General features: G+C 38.2%; 17 protein-coding genes. 4 read left to right on the forward strand and 13 right to left on the reverse strand.

Going from position 1 to position 17,563, the window contains the following annotated elements; translation table 11 throughout:
- Positions 1-84 precede the first annotated feature (84 nt).
- Positions 85-984, reverse strand: a complete 900-nt coding sequence (xdp1, locus tag B5D82_RS05700; protein ID WP_081149877.1) for an exosortase-dependent surface protein XDP1 — start codon at positions 982-984, stop codon at positions 85-87.
- 479 nt (positions 985-1,463) lie between these two features.
- On the opposite strand from xdp1, the gene B5D82_RS05705 reads away from it, so the two are divergent.
- Positions 1,464-2,171 carry an alpha/beta fold hydrolase gene (locus B5D82_RS05705; protein WP_081149878.1) on the forward strand — a complete coding sequence of 236 codons (708 nt, stop codon included), beginning with the start codon at positions 1,464-1,466 and terminating at the stop codon, positions 2,169-2,171.
- Between the two features lie 134 nt (positions 2,172-2,305).
- On the opposite strand, the gene B5D82_RS05710 is transcribed toward B5D82_RS05705, so the two are convergent.
- The 10 genes from B5D82_RS05710 to B5D82_RS05755 form a co-directional block, all read right to left on the reverse strand.
- Entirely contained in the window at positions 2,306-3,094 is a 789-nt protein-coding gene (locus B5D82_RS05710) for a sterol desaturase family protein (RefSeq protein WP_081149879.1), read from the reverse strand.
- Complete coding sequence (locus B5D82_RS05715) at positions 3,095-3,772, reverse strand: CDP-alcohol phosphatidyltransferase family protein (protein WP_081149881.1); 678 nt, start codon at positions 3,770-3,772, stop codon at positions 3,095-3,097.
- Between the two features lie 88 nt (positions 3,773-3,860).
- The gene (locus B5D82_RS05720; RefSeq protein WP_081149882.1) at positions 3,861-4,511 is read right to left on the reverse strand and encodes an ATP-binding cassette domain-containing protein; all 651 of its coding nucleotides are present in this window, start codon (positions 4,509-4,511) and stop codon (positions 3,861-3,863) included.
- Positions 4,508-6,271, reverse strand: a complete 1,764-nt coding sequence (locus B5D82_RS05725; protein ID WP_081149884.1) for an ABC transporter permease — start codon at positions 6,269-6,271, stop codon at positions 4,508-4,510. The genes B5D82_RS05720 and B5D82_RS05725 overlap by 4 nt, the downstream gene beginning before the upstream one ends.
- A 3-nt stretch (positions 6,272-6,274) precedes the next feature.
- Positions 6,275-7,795 carry an ABC transporter substrate-binding protein gene (locus B5D82_RS05730; protein WP_081149885.1) on the reverse strand — a complete coding sequence of 507 codons (1,521 nt, stop codon included), beginning with the start codon at positions 7,793-7,795 and terminating at the stop codon, positions 6,275-6,277.
- A gap of 13 nt (positions 7,796-7,808) precedes the next feature.
- Positions 7,809-8,642, reverse strand: coding sequence for a DUF547 domain-containing protein (locus tag B5D82_RS05735; RefSeq protein ID WP_081149887.1), 834 nt, complete (start codon positions 8,640-8,642; stop codon positions 7,809-7,811).
- A gap of 5 nt (positions 8,643-8,647) precedes the next feature.
- On the reverse strand, positions 8,648-10,825 hold the full coding sequence (locus B5D82_RS05740; protein WP_081149888.1) for an FAD-dependent oxidoreductase: 2,178 nt from the start codon (positions 10,823-10,825) through the stop codon (positions 8,648-8,650).
- Between the two features lie 11 nt (positions 10,826-10,836).
- Complete coding sequence (locus tag B5D82_RS05745) at positions 10,837-13,191, reverse strand: TonB-dependent receptor (protein WP_081149890.1); 2,355 nt, start codon at positions 13,189-13,191, stop codon at positions 10,837-10,839.
- 373 nt (positions 13,192-13,564) lie between these two features.
- The gene (locus B5D82_RS05750) at positions 13,565-13,747 is read right to left on the reverse strand and encodes a hypothetical protein (protein ID WP_157673846.1); all 183 of its coding nucleotides are present in this window, start codon (positions 13,745-13,747) and stop codon (positions 13,565-13,567) included.
- A 163-nt stretch (positions 13,748-13,910) separates the two neighbouring features.
- Positions 13,911-14,951 (reverse strand): OmpA family protein, encoded by a 1,041-nt coding sequence (locus tag B5D82_RS05755; protein WP_081149893.1) that lies wholly within the window; start codon positions 14,949-14,951, stop codon positions 13,911-13,913.
- A 343-nt stretch (positions 14,952-15,294) separates the two neighbouring features.
- Here B5D82_RS05755 and B5D82_RS05760 point away from each other — a divergent pair, with 343 nt between their 5' ends.
- Genes B5D82_RS05760 through sigX form a run of 3 tightly spaced genes read left to right on the forward strand, consistent with a single transcriptional unit; the run spans position 15,295 to position 16,903 of the window.
- Positions 15,295-15,540, forward strand: coding sequence for a hypothetical protein (locus B5D82_RS05760; RefSeq protein ID WP_081149895.1), 246 nt, complete (start codon positions 15,295-15,297; stop codon positions 15,538-15,540).
- Positions 15,530-16,354, forward strand: coding sequence for a mechanosensitive ion channel family protein (locus B5D82_RS05765; protein ID WP_081149896.1), 825 nt, complete (start codon positions 15,530-15,532; stop codon positions 16,352-16,354). The genes B5D82_RS05760 and B5D82_RS05765 overlap by 11 nt, the downstream gene beginning before the upstream one ends.
- A gap of 12 nt (positions 16,355-16,366) precedes the next feature.
- Complete coding sequence (sigX, locus tag B5D82_RS05770; RefSeq protein ID WP_081149898.1) at positions 16,367-16,903, forward strand: RNA polymerase sigma factor SigX; 537 nt, start codon at positions 16,367-16,369, stop codon at positions 16,901-16,903.
- Between the two features lie 96 nt (positions 16,904-16,999).
- On the opposite strand, the gene B5D82_RS05775 is transcribed toward sigX, so the two are convergent.
- Both B5D82_RS05775 and B5D82_RS05780 read right to left on the reverse strand, forming a co-directional pair.
- Positions 17,000-17,284: a YdbL family probable chaperone protein gene (locus B5D82_RS05775; protein ID WP_245807615.1), complete on the reverse strand. Its 285-nt coding sequence runs from the start codon at positions 17,282-17,284 to the stop codon at positions 17,000-17,002.
- A gap of 93 nt (positions 17,285-17,377) precedes the next feature.
- The gene (locus B5D82_RS05780; RefSeq protein WP_081149901.1) at positions 17,378-17,560 is read right to left on the reverse strand and encodes a YnbE family lipoprotein; all 183 of its coding nucleotides are present in this window, start codon (positions 17,558-17,560) and stop codon (positions 17,378-17,380) included.
- Positions 17,561-17,563 lie beyond the last annotated feature (3 nt).

The following is a 17,563-nucleotide window of genomic DNA, read 5'->3' on the forward strand; positions in this document are numbered from 1 at the left end:
AATTAACGTCATAAGAAGAGTAATTAAAAAGCTTAGGGCATAAAAAAAGATGGCTTAGCCATCTTTTTTCTTGAAAAATATTTATTACTTTAGCTTCTTACGACTAGAGGCGAATAAGCCAACGATTGCTAAACCGAACAATGCAATTGTACTAGGCTCAGGTACGCTTGTTGCTGGAAGTTGTTGGCTAGTGGTAAACTTAACCCCAGCTAACTTCATACCATCATTGCCTTCCCAATCCGTTTCACCACCAAAAGCAGACGCATTTAATGCCCCAATTAACCAAAAATTAGAATAAACACCTGCCAAGTTATTCGCATTACCTTCACCGACCACACCAATATTAGAGTAATAGTGGTGAGAGTAGTTACCATCGTGATACAACTGAGAGTAGTTAGAGGTTGTAGTTGTATCGCTACCTATATTACCCCATGTATTACCATCAATGCTCCCAGCACTATCTGAGCTAATAGCAGCTACACTTACCTGGTTGCGACTTGCAACAACATCACCGTCAGTACTATTATTCTGACCATACGCCCAGCTATAAAAAGCTTCTGATAAAGCTACAGCCGCAGAAAACTCAAGTAAAAAGAAGTCATAATCTTGATAATTACAATTGTTATTTGCTAGATTGTCAGCTGAATGGGAGTAGCCACAATTTCGAGTATTACGTTCATCTTGATTGATCATGGACCAACCATTACGATTAGGGTCTAAATCGTATGCTCTTTCTATAAAAGGGTCAGCATCATTATCATTACCATTAGCATTGATACCATTACTACTAGAATTTTTTGTATCTGACCAAGCTGAAACGTTGATATCGATACCATCAACCGTAAGGCTAAATTGGTTAAATGCAGAACTGCTCTCACCAGTGATGTTATTACTATGAAAGTCAGCAGTTGTAACACTTGCTATAGCTGACGATGATACAAATAACGCAGCGATCAAACTTATATTTTTTATGTTATTTAACATATAAACTCCATTTACCTATCTAAGACATCTACTGAGATTTATTTCAAATCTCAACATAGAGATAAAATTATATATTGTACTTATAAGCAAATAGCGCACCAAATAAATTAATTCATTTTTATACAATAAGTTACCAGTAATTAATTGTTATTTTTAAGCACTATTGTAAATTATTATGACACTTTCTATTTCCATATTTCGGTCAATTATAACGCAATAACAAATAAAATCATAGTGGTTATACCAGTTGGTGTGATTGTCTTACATTAGTCTGAGCTTCTAGGGGGGTCTTGCATCCAACACAATAGCAATAAAGCTAGTTTCAGTTAAATCGCTCATGATTTGTTTTTTGTTTTTTTGCACTGCACTTATTTAACTAGCACTAAGGTAGCACTTCTTTTAAGGGGAATGTTTATTACAGTTAACCTTGTTCATTAAATGAACATTCGTAAAAACTATAATTAATAAGCGAGCCAAACATGAAATCAATCCCCTTAAAAGCATCAAGCAAAATAGTACTTTCTCTATTACTGACTTTTGCAACTCAAAATGTTTATGCAGCCTGTGTTGACAATGTAGTGTTAGTACATGGTAATACCGGTACACCATCTGATTGGAACAATACCTATGATTTACTCAAGGCAAAAAACTATAAAGACAGCGAGATTTTTCGGCCATCTTGGGGCGGCTCTTCTGCTAGTTATAACAACCATAGTGGCTCAGAAGAAACGCCCGTTAAGAATGCGATCAACAGTGCAATAGCCAGTTCTTGTACAGGTAAAATTGATATCATTGGTCATTCAATGGGCGTTACTCTAGCCGCGCAACAAGTTATAAAATTGGGAAAAAGTAATAAAATAGATGCATTTGTTGGTGTAGCAGGTGCATATCGCGGATTATGGACCTGTGGCGCTTATCCTTGGAATGTATGGACACCAACTTGCGGTGCTAGTGGTTTATCGGTGTCGAGCCCATTTTTAGATTGGTTAGAGGGTAAAACAATTGCAAGTCGGGTATATTCTATCAAGAGTTGGAGTGATCAAATAGTTTGTGGCAGTGGCACATGTCGTGCTGGTGGTATTCATTCAAGCCAAATTGATAATGAAAATGCGACCTATAGTTATAATTTAGATCATTTTGGCCTGCAAACAAATACGGCTCAAAAACAATACGATCTAATTAAATAAGTATAGAGAATTAAGCTTAACGTTAACTTTTAGCGTTGTGCATTATAAATAATTGCCGATAAGGAAGCCGGTAACTTATTGCATTAAACGTTTATGCCCCGGCGTTGTGCTCAGGTTAGTAACTATATTGCCGGCTAATTTTTGTCAAAAGGCATTTTTAGTAATGACAACAACGTTGCTGTTTTATTATCGGCCTTATAGCTTTTAAGGCCGATATCTAAATCTTCATCAGGCTTCTTAGCTTGAGATTTATAACTCCCAAATAACCTGTCCCACCAACTGACACTAAAACCATAATTACTATTAGTTTCTTCAACCACTTGGCTATGATGAATACGGTGTAATACTTGTGTAATCAGTATGGCGCGTAATGGGTACTCTAACCAACGAGGTAATCGAATATTGGCATGATTAAATAATGCAAAACCATTAAGGGCTACTTCAAAAATAATTACAGCAATAGCAGGTATTCCGAGTAATAGCACAGCTAAACCTTTAAGTAATATGCTTAACAAAATTTCAATAGGATGAAAGCGCAAGCCTGTACTGGCATCGATATGACTATCAGCATGATGTACTTTATGAAAACGCCATAACATGGGCACAAGGTGAAATATTCGATGCTGCCAGTAAATCATTAAATCTAATAACAATACGCTTAAGGTGATGATCAGCCAGTTGGGTAAGTTAATATTATTGAATAGCCCTAACCCTTGTGATGAAGCGTATAGAGCAATGCCGGTAACACCAATAGGCACTAATAACCTAGCGACGACTGACGATATAATTAAAAGTGAGAAGTTACCTAACCAACGTACGCGCTTAGTCAGCTTGCTTTTTCGTGCAGGGAAACAACTTTCTAGCACGAGCATAGTCAGTAAAATGATGAAAAATATACTTAATCGTAAACTGGCATCGGTCATCTAGCTATCCGTTTTAATATTGCTTGTATCTGCACTTTCTTTAGCAGAGGCTTGAATATTTATCGTCTGTAATTTCAAGGTATGATAACCACCATACACTCTTGTAACTATTGTTATACCCGCTAAAAAAGCAAAGCCATAAGCGAGTTCAGCAAAATATTGCGGCCATAAACAAAATGCGATGAAAACAGCTATGGTTTCGGTACCTTCGGTTAAGCCGTTTAAATAATAAAAACTTTTGTAAGCAAATTGGGGTTTTTCTAAGTTGAATTTTTCTGCCGGAATAGCAAAAGCTAAAAAACTGGAACCTGTACCAATAAATACCGCTAATAATACCGCAGCAGCTAATGCATTATGTTCAGGGTTGGCTAGAGCAAAGCCTAAAGGTATAGCAGCATAAAACAAAAAGTCGAGGCAAATATCTAAAAAGCCGCCAGCACTTGTGCTGCTATTTTGGTGCCGCGCTAGTGCGCCATCTAAACCGTCAAATATTCGATTTAAAATAATGGCCGCTAAGGCAAAATCCCACAAATTAAAGGCCAATAAAGGCACGGCAAATAAACCTATAATAAAACCAATAACGGTGAGTTGATCAGCCGTTACGTTTTTTTTATCTAAAAGACTCACTACTGGATGTAATAAGGGCTTTATCACGGGTGTAATATATTTATCTAACATGAAATTTCTTCTTAACTATTTTATGTTTATGGCGCATTTACGTTGATATTAGCTCATTCATTGACTAATTTATCGACTAGTTCATCGACTAATTCATCGACAAGTGAATAACTTTACCGTTAGCGGCAATCGCATCAGACTCATCATGGGTCACCATTATAGCGGGTAACTTGTGTTGCTTTATTTGCTCAAAAACCAACTGTCGGGTTTCTTGGCGTAATTGACTATCTAACTTACTGAACGGCTCATCTAATAATATAGCTTTAGGTTGACTTAATAACACCCTTAAAAGTGCCACTCGTGCTTGTTGTCCGCCTGATAAACTGTCGGGATGACGATGATCTAAACCTGCTAAACCAACTTCAGCGAGGGCGAAGCTAATTTTTGTTGCCCTAGCTTTTTTATCACCTTTTGGCATGGCAAAAGCAATGTTATCAGCAACTGATAAATGCGGAAACAACAATGCGTCTTGATACAGCAAACCCATATGGCGTTGATAACTTGCTGTGTGGGTAATATTAGCGCCATTTAAATGTACATTACCATCGGCATTAAATCCTTTAGGTAACATACCCGTTAGCCAGTTCAATAAAGTTGACTTACCACTGCCAGAAGGGCCCATAATGGTTAACACCTCACCACCTTTTATTGTTTCATTAAGTGATAATAGCGGGGCTTTATCTCGTGATATGGTTAAATTTTCTATCTGTAAACTGTTGTTCTCGCCAGTGGGGTTCATAAGGTAACCTCGGTTTTCATCTGTTGCGCTCTTTGTTTGTTTTGTCGTGTCGATACTAGCCATATCATGGAAAAAGCAATAGCAGGTAATAGCATTTGTATGAGTGCGTATACGGCACTGGTGCGACGACTAGCGCCATTGGCTAAGCTTACCGCTTCAGTAGTGACAGTATTCAATCGACCACCGCCAACAAGTATCGTAGGTAAGTATTGACTAAAGCTAATAGCAAGCCCTAAAGCACTGGCCATTAAAATAGGCATAAGTAGTTGCGGTAAACTCACCTGTAAAAATATCTTTAAAGGTGAGGCGCCTAGGCTTGCTGCAACTTGGGCATACCGAGGATCCAGTTTACGGTAACTAGTTGCTAAAGATAAAAATACGTAGGGTAAAACAAACAATAGATGTGCCAAAGCGACATTTATAAAGGTTGTTTTACTGTGCAGGGCTTCTTGTAACCAAACTAAACCAAATAAAAAAGCAATGGAGGGGATCATCAGCGGTAAATAAATAATCAAACTACTGTAATTTGAAAGTTGAGCACCATTTTGTTTTTCAAACTCTAAGGTTAGTAAAGTTAAAATGACCGCAACACTTGTTGACACTAAACCGATACTGAGTGAGTTTATGATGGGGGTTTGTACTTGTATCAGTGCAGACTTCCAATGCAGAAGCACCCATTGCTCAGGTAAGGCTAACGGAAACTGCCAGTAGCCAGCAAACGACCAAAACACCATGCCAAGTAATGCTAGCGCAATAGAGCTGATCAACAAAACGGTAAAAATACTGATGACTTTAGCCCACAAAATATCGCCGTACTGGCGTTGACCATTGCTGAGGCTTTTGCAGGTTATAGCCAGTGTTAACTTTTCTAATATCCACCATGTAATGAGAACTGCAACGGTAATCAGTAGCTGTAATAAGGCTCCTGCAGATGCTTTTATTCGCAAACTTAAATCAACATCATGAAACCAATTCATTATCGCCACGGCTAATGTCGGTGGTGTATTTGGACCTAGTATTAATGGCATTTCTACACTAGCACTCGCGTAGGCGAGTATGGCTAATATGGGTAAGCGCATTAATGGATATATGTTTGGCAATACCGCTTTGAAAAAGGCGGTCATTGGGTAATAACCTAAGCTAAGGGCGAGACGATATTGAGCGCGCAACTTAATATTGAGCGCTGGTTGAGCAATAGCACTTAACGTCATCAGTAATAGAAAGGGCAGTTCTTTTAGCGTTAACCCCATGATAATGCTTATACCGTATGGGTCGTGAGGTAGAAGCCAGTCAATTGGGCTTTGCCACCCGGTTATCCATGGTGATAGTAAACGGGCGATCATACCCGACGGCGTAATTAAAAATGCAATGGCAATTGCGGCTGCCGCATGTGGAATAACTAAAATGGGCCCTAGTAAACGCTGGATGCGCGCTAACCAAGGGCTGTCGAAATATGTTGCGATTAATAATAATGTGATAATAAACGCTAGCAAGCCACTGACAATGCTGGTGAAAAAGCTCAAACCTATCATCTGCGCTATACCGGGTGTTTGCATTAATTGCTCAAACCCTTGCAAGTTAAACTGGGTTTTATCTAAGGCCGGAAGCCAGCCAAACGCGGGTAATATTACGCCAAGTAAGCCACCAAGTACTGGCAAAATTAATATGGTCATTAACAGTTTAGGGCTAATGTTAACTATCGTGCTAAAAAAGCTATCACGCGTTTTAGTTTTAGTTTTAGTGATCAATGAATTGCTCATAAATTATTGCGCCCCATAGCGTTTCAGCCATTCACGGCTGATGAGTTTAGACCAGCTAGGGTGAGGTTCACTTAATGCTTTTATTTTACTGCTGATCGGTAATGCACTTGGAGACTGCTTATTTGTACTAAACAATAATTGTTGCGGTGACGGTAATTGTGAAACATCGATAACGGTACTATCACCCCAAACTTCAGCTTGTTGTTTTTTTGCTTGTGCTTCAACGCTGAGCATAAAATTAGCAACTACTTTTGCTGAGTTACTATTCGCCGCATTATAAGGAATAGCAACAAAATGTATATTACTTAAGCTGCCATCTTGCATAACAAAACTTCGGGTGTTTTCGGGTAAGTTATATCGCGCGACAGACGCTGGAATTTGCGCCGCAGAAAAGGTGAAACCAAGATTTATTTCACCGTCACCCACTAGCCTTTGCAGTGCAGTGCCACTGGCAACAAAGTATTGTCCTTGGTGCCATAAGTTAGGGTGTAACTTATCTAAGTAGCGCCATAAAACGGGTAACAACGCAGCTTGGCTTAGTGGTGTTACTGCTTGATACAAACCTGATTTTATTTGCTCTGTTTGAAATTGGTTTAATGCGATAAGCGCATATTTAAGAAAACTTAACGATAAGAAATCAGGCGGTTTGGGGTAAGTAAAACGCCCAGGGTTTTGCTCAGCCCAAGTGAGTAGTTGCTGAACATCTTTAGGCGCATGTTGAATACTCTCTTGATAGCTATGCTGTGCAAAATTAAATTCATTGCTTTGATGCGTCGGCGTGTAATAAAAAGTCAGCGACGCTTGCCCCCAAGGAGCTTCCATGCCTTGTGTTGGCAGACCGAAATCACGGGTCATGGCCTCATTCTCACTAGGGTTAGTCAACGAAAAATTAGGTAATTGCGCAACCCAGCCTTTAGCTAAAAGTTGATATTGAGCCATAGATGCAAAGTTTTCGCCGTTAATCCAGACTAAATCAACTTGCCCTTGCTGATGGTTCTCTGCCGACTTTTCTGCTAATACACGGCTAACAGCTTCACTGGTGTCGGTTAATTTTACATGGTGTAAGTCGATATTATGTAATTGTTTTACTCGCTTTGCTAACCACTGAATATAACTATTAATTTGTGGGTCACCGCCCCAAGCATGAAAGTATACGGAGTGATTTTTACCTGATGCTTCAATGGTATTCCAACGAGTTTTTAAGGTTGTTTTTTGGGTTAATACTTCAGGCGATTTTGCTGCTGATGTTTCACCAGATTTTTTACCAGATAATTCATCTGATATGGCGGTTTGATCAGTGATTACAGCTGAAGAAAGTTCGGCATAACTTAATGATGATAAGGGTAGTAGGGCGACTGATATAATGGTTAACTGCCAAAATTTCTCAATAAAGGCTGTTACTTTTGAGGTTGTAGGACGTTGTGCTTTTAAGTCAGATGTTTGCTTACTGGATAATGAAATAATAAATTTATTCAGACAAACATAAGTAAAAAGAGTCGTTAAACGACTCTTTTTACTACTCATTAGATGCTGAAGCTTACCTCGCAGCATTGAGTGCCCAATCATAATTTAAAAATTTATTATCCATTTTTTCAGACTTTAATAATGCTAGTTGAGCGGGTGTTAAATTTAATGCTTCATGATAAAGCAATATAAAAGCAGGTAAAGAATTACTGCCACGAAAGCCTAAAGCGAAGTCATCACCATACCATTTAAAAATAGCAGAAAGCTCCATTGAACTGTCGTTAAAACGGTTACGGCTTGTATCTGTTAAAAAACGCACCGTTTGTTCGTTTAACTGTTGCTCTAATTTTTCTGCACTATAAGCTTCTTCACGCAAAGCAGGGCAACCAATACTGGCACAATTAACGGCAAAATGAATACGTGGGTCACCATATTTATTATCGCCACGAATTAATTGGTGTTCAATATTATCTAAGCTGCGTGTTTCGCCGAGTAATGGAATAAATTTTTTACTCCATGGCGAACTAAAAAAGCTACCCAAATCTTTAATTGATGCTAAATCTGGATATGCGGTTAAAATAAACTCAACGGTCCAAGCATTATAAGCGTTGATTAAAAAAGCCAATTGCTTAGGTGCTGGCCATTGAGCAAACACGTCTTTATCAACTGAACCAAGTGCAGCTAAATAAGCTTTTAACTGCGCTCGTTCCATTTTCATGCCCGCGTAATCTACTTGGCTTGAATGACCATTATTTATCGGCTTTACATGCTGAGCTAATAACGTTTGCCATGGTTGATGCAAGGTTTCTTGCGCCACACTAATGGCGCTATAAACTGTACTTAACACTAACAATAAAGCTAACGGTAAAGATTTAGCCCTTAATAGGGCTTTGTTTAAGTTAACCATGAGTATTAACCTCTTCTCCACGTATGGAACTTCTCTAACCAGCTTAAAACGGTTTCAGGTGCATGGTTACGTTTCCATTCGCCAGCGGCGTATTTATTACCTTCAGCCCATGTTGGGTAACTGTGAATTGTGCCTAATATTTTGTTTAATCCTAAACCATGTTTCATCGCTAAAACAAATTCTGCAATTAAATCACCGGCATGTTCAGAAACAATAGTGACGCCGAGTATTTTATCTTTGCCTTTTGGCGTGATCACTTTGATAAAACCGTTAGCAGCACTGTCAGTAATAGCTCGGTCTAACTCTTCAAAGTCAAAGCGGGTTATTTCGTAGTCAATGCCTTGCTCTATCGCTTCTTGCTCATTAATACCAACACGCGCTACTTCTGGGTCAATAAATGTCGCCCATGGGATAACACGATAATCGACTTTAAACTTCTTAAAAGTGCCAAACAATGCATTAACTGCAGCATACCAACCCTGATGAGCGGCAACATGAGTAAACTGATAAGGACCAACAATATCGCCCGCCGCAAATATATTAGGGTATAACGTTTCTAAGTAGTCATTAGTTTGAATAGTACGATTAGTTTCGATACCTAATTCTTCAAGACCGTAACCTTTCAAGCGGGCAGAGCGGCCAACAGCACACAATAACTCGTCGTATTCGATAGCCATTTCTTCTTCTTGCTCTGAACCTTGCTCGTGCTTAAGGTTTTTAACAATGATGAATTTTTTACCATCGCGTTGCTCACAACGTAAAGCTTGATGTGAGGTCAGGATATTAACACCACTTTTTTGTAAAGACTGACTGGCAAATTCAGAGACTTCCAAGTCTTCTCTGATCATAATGCGCTCAGCCATTTCAATTTGTATGACTTGTGAACCTAAACGAGCGAAACTTTGTGCAAGTTCACTGCCTATAGGTCCGCCGCCTAATACGACTAATTTTTTCGGCGCAGTATCGAGTTTGGCAAATTCTGTCCATAAAGTATCACTGGTAACGTAACCACTGTCTTCAATACCCGGTAATGGCGGTACAAATGGACGAGCGCCGGTTGCAATAACAATACTGCGAGCGGTGAGTGTTTGCATGGTGCCATCGTTAAGTTTAATTTCTACCGTCCATGGGTTAATTAACTTTCCGTAGCCTTTAATAACTTCTACACCTAAGTCAGTGTAGCGTTCAACACTGTCATGCGGGGCAATATCAGCGATAACTTGATGAACACGAGCCATGACTTTCTTGAAGGAAAATTGTGGTGTAGCGTTTTCTAAACCGTAGTGTTCGCCATGTTTAATTTGATCGACAATTTTTGCACTTTTAATGATCGCTTTACTGGGTACACAGCCATAGTTTAAGCAGTCGCCACCCATCTCACCCGCTTCAATTAACGTAACTTTCGCTTTTACTGCTGCTGCAATATAACTCGTTACTAAACCACCAGCACCCGCACCGATAACTAATAAATTACGGTCAAAACTTTTTGGTTTTTGCCATTTTTTATAAACTTTACGTTGCTTTATTTTATTAACAATTGCTTTGCCAATTAAAGGTAAGAGCCCTAATAAAACAAAAGAGAAGATAAGCTTAGGCGATAATATACCTGACAAGCTTTCTATGTCAGCTAGCTGTGTGCCGGCGTTAACATAAACTACAGTTCCGGCAAGCATACCTAGTTGGCTTACCCAATAAAACGTCCAAGCTTTTATGCCAGTAACGCCCATTAATAAATTGACTAAAAAGAACGGAAAAACAGGTACTAAGCGCAATGTAAATAAATAAAACGCGCCTTCTCTTTGAACACCTTCATCAATAGCTTTTAAGCGTTCAGGAAACTTCTTTTTAATGCTTTCACGTAATAAATAGCGTGAGACTAAAAAGGCTAATAGTGCGCCAATGCTTGAGGCAAATGAAACAATAATAAAGCCTTCAACTAAACCAAATAAAGCACCAGCAGCCAAGGTTAAAATGGCCGCGCCAGGTAACGAAAGTGCAGCGACTAAAACGTACAAGGCAAAGAAACCACCGATGATTAATATTGGTGATTGTTCACGCCACTCGCCAAATTGATCCATTGATCCTTTCAGACCTTCTAGCGTAAGTAATTGGTTTAAATCGTAATGAAAAAACAATGCTACTAGCGTAATAGCAATAACTAATAATAAGACTTTCTTAAACATGAAATGTGTCCTTAAAAACTGTGCGTTAAAGTGAGTTTGGCATTGATAGGCAATTCAGGGAAAACTAATGTTGAGCCAAAATATCCCCCTTCAAACACGGGGCGCCAATTTTTTTGATTAGTGACGTTATTAATATCGAAACGCACTTTAGTGTTTTCGGCTATGGTATAACTGGTATTAAGACCTAAGGTGTATTGATCGCGTATGTTCACCGTTGCCAAATAATCTAGCGGGTAACTAGAAGTATATAAAGCGGCAAAACCTGCTTGCCAATATTCGCTTAGATAAATGCCACCATTAACACTTAAAGATTGCTCTGGAATACCTTGAACACGTCGAGTAGATGGCGCAAATGCAGTAAAGCTTGGCGCACCAACACTGGACCCTTGAATAATATCAGGGCGTGAATTATCAAAGGCATCGGCTATTTGTGATGAGCTTTGACTGCTAGCTGAGTTATCATATCGAGCATCAAGGTAGCTGTAACTAACGTTAAACCAGTAAGGTGCAGCGTCATAAAAAACTTGCAGTTCAACACCTTTGGTTTTTATACCTGTGTTACTACCGTCGCGATTACGTAAACTACGACGTTGATTAAATATTGAACCATCAAGATACCAAGCACTATTGTCTGGGATATATTTAATACCGACTTCATTGAGGGTGTTTTCAGTGGCAAAGTTCTGTTCACTGATCAAATTGTCACCGCCTAGTGAATTACCACCGGCCATACTGTTTGATGTTGCTTCGTTGTAGCTTGTTGCCGCATAAATGGTTAAATCAGTATCAAGCTTATAATTAATACTAGCTTGTCCTGAGTGTAATATTTTATTAATGCTATCTTGCGCTGCTACTTGACCTACAGGTGCAATAGGATCTCTGGCTTCTACGTCATAAAAGTCGATACGGTAACCAAAGTTTGTTCTTAAACGTTCGCTCCATTGACTATCTTGTTGAATAGCAAAGCCTGTCTGCCAGCTAGTAGAGTCGGTAGTATCAGATAATGAAAAATCACCCACGTTGTCATTATTTATATCATATTGTCCACCGGGTGAAACAAACACACCGGGGCTGAGTTCTACAAGTCTAGCTTGTTGTTCAAGTGTAAGTGGAATGCGTCGATTTTCAATGGGCCCTGTTAAATCGATAGGGTCGTCAGCCTCGGTAGTAAATTGGCTATAACCGCGTACTTTATTGTAACGAACATCAAAGGCGAAAATGGTTTGTTGTTGGTTGTTCCAATCATGACTTAGTTCTAGTCTATTTTGTGCCGTATCTGCGGCATCTATAATTTCCACAAAGCTATTTTGAGCAATTTCATCACGAGTTAAATGCTGATAATAAGTGCTGTTTTTTAGTCGTGTTTGTCCACTTAATTCGCGCGTATATATACTGTGAAGTAAAAATGTTTCGGCTTCGTTTGCGTTATCAGGGTCGGTTAATACAGTACTGCGGCTGATTTGAACCTGTCCAGTAGGTGATATGATGGCACCAGCACCAGGTATAAGGCTGCCATTAGGCTGTACGCCTTGGCCCGTTATATATAAGCCATGATCGATCAGTGCTTGCGTAGGTCGGTTGATACCGGCATTGTCAGTAAATTCAACTTGGTAAAATTCAACGTTTATATCCCAAGTGCTTTTCTCATCTGGCAGGAAGCTAAATGCGGCATAAAGGCTGTCACTTTCGAAACTTGAATGATCGTAAAAGCTGCCATTATCAATATGCTCAGCGCTGATCCTAAAGCCACTTTCACCTTTAACTATAGGAGCCGATATATCAAGTTGTGCACTGTATTGATCCCAACGACCAGCAGTAAACTTTACTTTTGCTGCACTTTCTTGCGTTGAAGCACGTTTAGATTGTAAATTAACAAAACCGCCGTTACGTTGGCTACTACCAAATAACACGGGTGGCGCACCTTTTATAACATCAAGCTGCTCAACAGAATTAAAAGAAAGTGGCACACCAAAGCCATTATTACCCGCTTGACGACGCATTCCATCTTGAAACAGTTCGCCAAGTTGCCCACGTAACGTTGGTAGGCTTGGTGCACCAAAACCACTTGCTGAATAACTGCTTGGTGAGATAGCTAAAATATCTTGTAAGTCAGTTATGTTTAATTGTTCCATCATGGCACTAGTAATGGGTGTCATAGAACGTGCAATGTCAGCTAATGCTAAATCATCGCCAAAGGGACCACTTATTTTAGTGTTTTTAGGTGAAAAACCATGATTAATAATACGTTGACCGGCTACTTCAATAACTTCAATACCTGTTGCTTCAGTTTCTGCTACTGCTTGAGCATTCGCTACTTGAGCTTGAAAAACGATATGAATGCTAAGAGCGATTAAACTGTATTTCATTTATTAGTACCTATTTTTTTATTATTAATCATGGATTGAATATTACTTATTTAAAATGCTATGAGGGACTAGACCCCTCTTAAAAGTAAAAAATTTCAAAGACTGTAATTTACACTACGTTTATTTTTAGAATTAGTTCATAAAGCTACTTGTAAAGTCGTTGATCTACTAATTAAAATGTACGTGAACACGCATTATCAGTGTATTAATGAAGTTAAAAGGCGTTTAAAAATATTGAAATTTTACGTAGAGAGCTTTTAATCGTTTAGATTAGCTAAAATGAAGTTGAGTTAATCTTGTGGCATTTACTGTATTTAAATATAGCAAAATGTAAGCCAATAACCGTTAGTGTTCGCGATTAATAATTATTGTCTTAAGCAGTTTTGAGAATAGGTGAGCTAGTAGCTGTGGAAGATGGCTTAGGTGTGGTTGCATTAGGTGTGGCTATATCTTGCAGCGTTATTTTTATGTCTGGTTGTTTACGTACTGGATATGACGATGCTTGAGCATTGGTGTTAATGTTTTTGTTAATAAAGTCTAAGGTAGACTTGCTCATTTTTCTCATCATATGCCCTTAATATTAATAAAAATGTACCTAAACCGTTCCAAGCTGAAATATTTTACTTGTTAAATGGCTTAGGCACAGCGCTATATTTTGCAGTTGAATTGAGAACGAAGTATTAAAAACAACCTCGTTCTCGATAACCAACTAATAGTAATTACTTAGTTACTATTTTTTTCGCACTTGTTGCTATTTTAGCTACAACACGACGGTTTAACTGATTAGCAGTACGAGTTGTCTCTGTTGATAATAACTGAGACTCGCCGTAGCCTTTTGAAGTTAGGCGACTAGCTTCAATGTTGAATTTATTGATAAGAATGCTTTTCACTGCGTCTGCACGTTTTTGTGAAAGCATTAAGTTATAGTCAGCAGGACCGGTAGCTGAACTATGTCCTTCAATTTCAACTGATGTCGCTGTATATTCCTTCATGAAATCAGCTAAACGTCTGATATCATCAACTAATGCTGGTTGAACAATCGAGCTGTTATTAGCGAAAGCTATGTTTAGCTTAATTTCAACGGCATGTTCTGAATATAAAGTACAACCTTTAGAATCTACTTTAACTGTTGCTGGTGTATTAGCACAACGGTCAACACCATCTGCAACACCATCGTTGTCACTGTCTAAAACTTTAGCAACTACAGGTTGTACAGCAGGCGTAGGCTTAGCAATAACAGGAGCTTGCTCAACATCGCCAAATGCATATTTAAGACCAAGCTTTACACCTTGGTCGATAAAACCATAGTCAACATCTTTATAAATAGCGGCTTCAGTGTAAAAAGATAAACGGTCGCTAACTTGAAAGTTATAACCAGCACCAATATTTACAGCATTGTAGCTTTTAACGTTGTTAAAACGTTTAACACCAGCAAATACATATAAGTCGCTATCTTCTAATTTGTAAATAGCGTCTATACCTGCACGTGTGCCGTAATCTTTGTCATTTCCGTTGATTACATCATAGCGAGTTTTTGCAAGTTCAATGCGCACATCCCAGTAGTCGTTAATGATTTTCTGTAAATCAATACCGATAGATTTTCCGGCTTCAATTTGGCTCCAATCAGCTTTTGCATCTTTATTGGTGCTCGACTTTATATAGTCGCCAAACACGCCTAATTCCCATGTTTTATCGATATTTTCAGCAGCTAGTGGTGAACTGATAAGGGCTGCAAGAAGAGTTATTTTAAATGTTTTCATTTGGTAATTCCTTTTTAGGTCTAAATAATTTAATAATTTCTATCTTGTATAACGAAGATGAATATAGAAAGTCACAAATTAATTTTTTTAATTAAATTATGCATCTATATTTTGACGATTATTTGCTTAAAGCGCCACACAATACGGCGCTTATTTTGATAAAGATCACTAATAATTAAAATATTTTAAATAATTTGTGACAAACCTTTTCATAACTAGCGTAAAATTCACCACAATACTGATACTGCTAAGTTTTTGTCACTAATATAAATAAAATTATTGTGACTTTTTAGATTAAAAATCGTTGTTATTAAAGAGTAGAAAATTATAGCTAGGGGGAACAATGAATATTATAGAGCAAAGTTTAATAGAGGAACTTGAGCGTGAAGATGAAGTTGCTTTCATTGCATCAGATGAAGAATTATTCAAACGTGCTGAAAACACCGCTAACGTGCAACAAGGTAGTAAAGATTTAATTTCGCTAGGTATGGCCTCAATTTGGGTGGTATTTGCGGGTTTGTTTATCAATGTTTTAAAGCCAACATTTAAAAATATGGCTGATAATAGTAGGAAGAATAATGAACACTGAAAATATTACGGATAAAACCTATAACGGACTTCTCGCTATTTGGCATAAAGTGGTTACCTTTATGCCTGACTTAATTGTTGCGTTACTGTTTTTACTTGCTGGTTGGGTTATTTCAAGTTTAATTAAACGTCTGCTTAATAAATCGTTAATAAAAATAGGCTTTAATACATTCTTAGATAAGCTTGGTTTAGACACCTTGCTGAAAAAAATGGACTTAAAAGTTAAAGGCAGCCAAATAGTCGCAAGTATTATTTCGGTTTTCATCTTTTTAATATTTTTATTAGCAGCGTTAGATATTGTTGGACTTGATATGTTGTCAGGCTTGATTGACACAGTCGTCCTTTTCTTGCCTAAATTACTTGCTGCACTGGCAGTATTACTTTGTGGTTTTTTTGTTGCGCAAATTGTTTTTAACGCTGTGAAAATAGCGTCAAAAAATACTGGCGTCGATTATGGCCGATCTGTGGCAGAGGTTTGTCGTGGCATTATTATCATTATTACGGTTTCGCTTTCTATCACTCAGCTTGATATTGATGTGTGGCTGCTCAATAGTATTATTTCAGTGGTTATTGCTAGTGTTGGCCTTGCCGCGGCTATTTCTTTAGGCATAGGTACAAAGTCGATGGCACAAGAAATTGTTGCGGGTGTTTACCTCAGAGAAATGTATCAAACGGGTGACAACATTGAAGTACAAGAAGTTAAAGGTGCACTTGTTTCAATAGGTAGCGTTGCGACTAAAGTTATAGGTGAAAAAGAAGCAATAATTACCGTACCTAATACCTTTTTGTTAGCGAATAAAGTCACTAAGCAGTAGGCTACTTTTCACTTGAATTCGTTTAGCGAACGCCAACTCGTTGCCTTAGTGCAAGAGGGCTTACCTTATGATACGCGCTTTTTTCAGCAGCTGATCACCCCATACTTGCCTAAATTAAAAGGCTATTGTGTCAAAGTGCTTGGTAACCAGTCTGACGCTGAAGAGGCGGTGCAAGAAACTATCATTAAAGCCCTGACAAATTTGCAAAGCTTTAAGTGGGTGGTATCATTTAAGTCTTGGTTATTTAAAATAGCACACCATGAATGCATTAATAAAATTAGGGAGCGTCGTTGGGATATAATGCGATACGATGATGATTACCTTGATACCCTTGAAGCTAAATTACCTGAAGAAGAGGATATAGCTATGTTGATTTCAACAATGCTTGAGAGCTTATCTTTTGATGATCGTAATATCATGCTGTTGCGCTACCGTACAGGATTAGATTTTCAGGAAATTGCAGATATTTGTGAAATGAAACTTTCAGCAGTAAAAATGAGGCACAAAAGGGTACTTGAATTTTTGGCTTGTCAAATAGACCCAAAATAAAAATAAAAATAAAGATAAAAATAAGCCCCTAATAACTTTAGTTATTAGGGGCTTATGCTAATTCAAAGCGAATAATTTATCACTCCGATGATATTGTTATTGTTTCTTTACCCAGTTTCCGGCCGCATCTTGAATAAAATGACCAGACTGCGTTTTGCTGAAGGCCTTTTCACCGGCTAGCGCTGTGACTTGTGCCATGGTGATTTTATTTTTACGCGCTAAATTAAGATAAATGTTTTTACGCTTTTCGTTAACATTCTCTACCAAACTTTGCGCTTCAGGACTATCTACCACAACACCTAAGTAACCATTTTGCATTTCACCAATTAAGCCTTGTTGTTTCGCATCGTCAAGCGAAATAGCCCATGCGGAAAATGCCATAGTGGTAGCAAATAGCGCAAAAGTAAATTTTTTGACTATGTTTTGGGCTATGCTATTGGTAATGTTTTTTGTAAGTTTATTCATAATTACTCCCTAAAATACGTCGCTATCGTCACTAAATATGTCATCAAGTTGTCTGTCGACTTTTACTTTGATTTCATGATCAATTTTTAAATTTAAATTAATCGTGATGGGCTCTTTGGCGCTAACTTCTACCCGATGTGTACAGCCACTTATTATAAAAATAGCTAACACTGTGGTTAGTATTTTATTCATACA

The organism is Cognaticolwellia beringensis, from assembly GCF_002076895.1.
GTDB classification, from domain to species: Bacteria; Pseudomonadota; Gammaproteobacteria; order Enterobacterales; family Alteromonadaceae; genus Cognaticolwellia; species Cognaticolwellia beringensis.

Bases quoted from the DNA above. Each gene is read 5' to 3' on its own strand.
- xdp1 (WP_081149877.1), bottom strand. From the start codon at position 984: ATGTTAAATAACATAAAAAATATAAGTTTGATCGCTGCGTTATTTGTA.
- B5D82_RS05705 (WP_081149878.1), top strand. From the start codon at position 1,464: ATGAAATCAATCCCCTTAAAAGCATCAAGCAAAATAGTACTTTCTCTA.
- B5D82_RS05710 (WP_081149879.1), bottom strand. From the start codon at position 3,094: ATGACCGATGCCAGTTTACGATTAAGTATATTTTTCATCATTTTACTG.
- B5D82_RS05715 (WP_081149881.1), bottom strand. From the start codon at position 3,772: ATGTTAGATAAATATATTACACCCGTGATAAAGCCCTTATTACATCCA.
- B5D82_RS05720 (WP_081149882.1), bottom strand. From the start codon at position 4,511: ATGAACCCCACTGGCGAGAACAACAGTTTACAGATAGAAAATTTAACC.
- B5D82_RS05725 (WP_081149884.1), bottom strand. From the start codon at position 6,271: ATGAGCAATTCATTGATCACTAAAACTAAAACTAAAACGCGTGATAGC.
- B5D82_RS05730 (WP_081149885.1), bottom strand. From the start codon at position 7,795: ATGAGTAGTAAAAAGAGTCGTTTAACGACTCTTTTTACTTATGTTTGT.
- B5D82_RS05735 (WP_081149887.1), bottom strand. From the start codon at position 8,642: ATGGTTAACTTAAACAAAGCCCTATTAAGGGCTAAATCTTTACCGTTA.
- B5D82_RS05740 (WP_081149888.1), bottom strand. From the start codon at position 10,825: ATGTTTAAGAAAGTCTTATTATTAGTTATTGCTATTACGCTAGTAGCA.
- B5D82_RS05745 (WP_081149890.1), bottom strand. From the start codon at position 13,191: ATGAAATACAGTTTAATCGCTCTTAGCATTCATATCGTTTTTCAAGCT.
- B5D82_RS05750 (WP_157673846.1), bottom strand. From the start codon at position 13,747: ATGAGCAAGTCTACCTTAGACTTTATTAACAAAAACATTAACACCAAT.
- B5D82_RS05755 (WP_081149893.1), bottom strand. From the start codon at position 14,951: ATGAAAACATTTAAAATAACTCTTCTTGCAGCCCTTATCAGTTCACCA.
- B5D82_RS05760 (WP_081149895.1), top strand. From the start codon at position 15,295: ATGAATATTATAGAGCAAAGTTTAATAGAGGAACTTGAGCGTGAAGAT.
- B5D82_RS05765 (WP_081149896.1), top strand. From the start codon at position 15,530: ATGAACACTGAAAATATTACGGATAAAACCTATAACGGACTTCTCGCT.
- B5D82_RS05775 (WP_245807615.1), bottom strand. From the start codon at position 17,284: ATGGCATTTTCCGCATGGGCTATTTCGCTTGACGATGCGAAACAACAA.
- B5D82_RS05780 (WP_081149901.1), bottom strand. From the start codon at position 17,560: ATGAATAAAATACTAACCACAGTGTTAGCTATTTTTATAATAAGTGGC.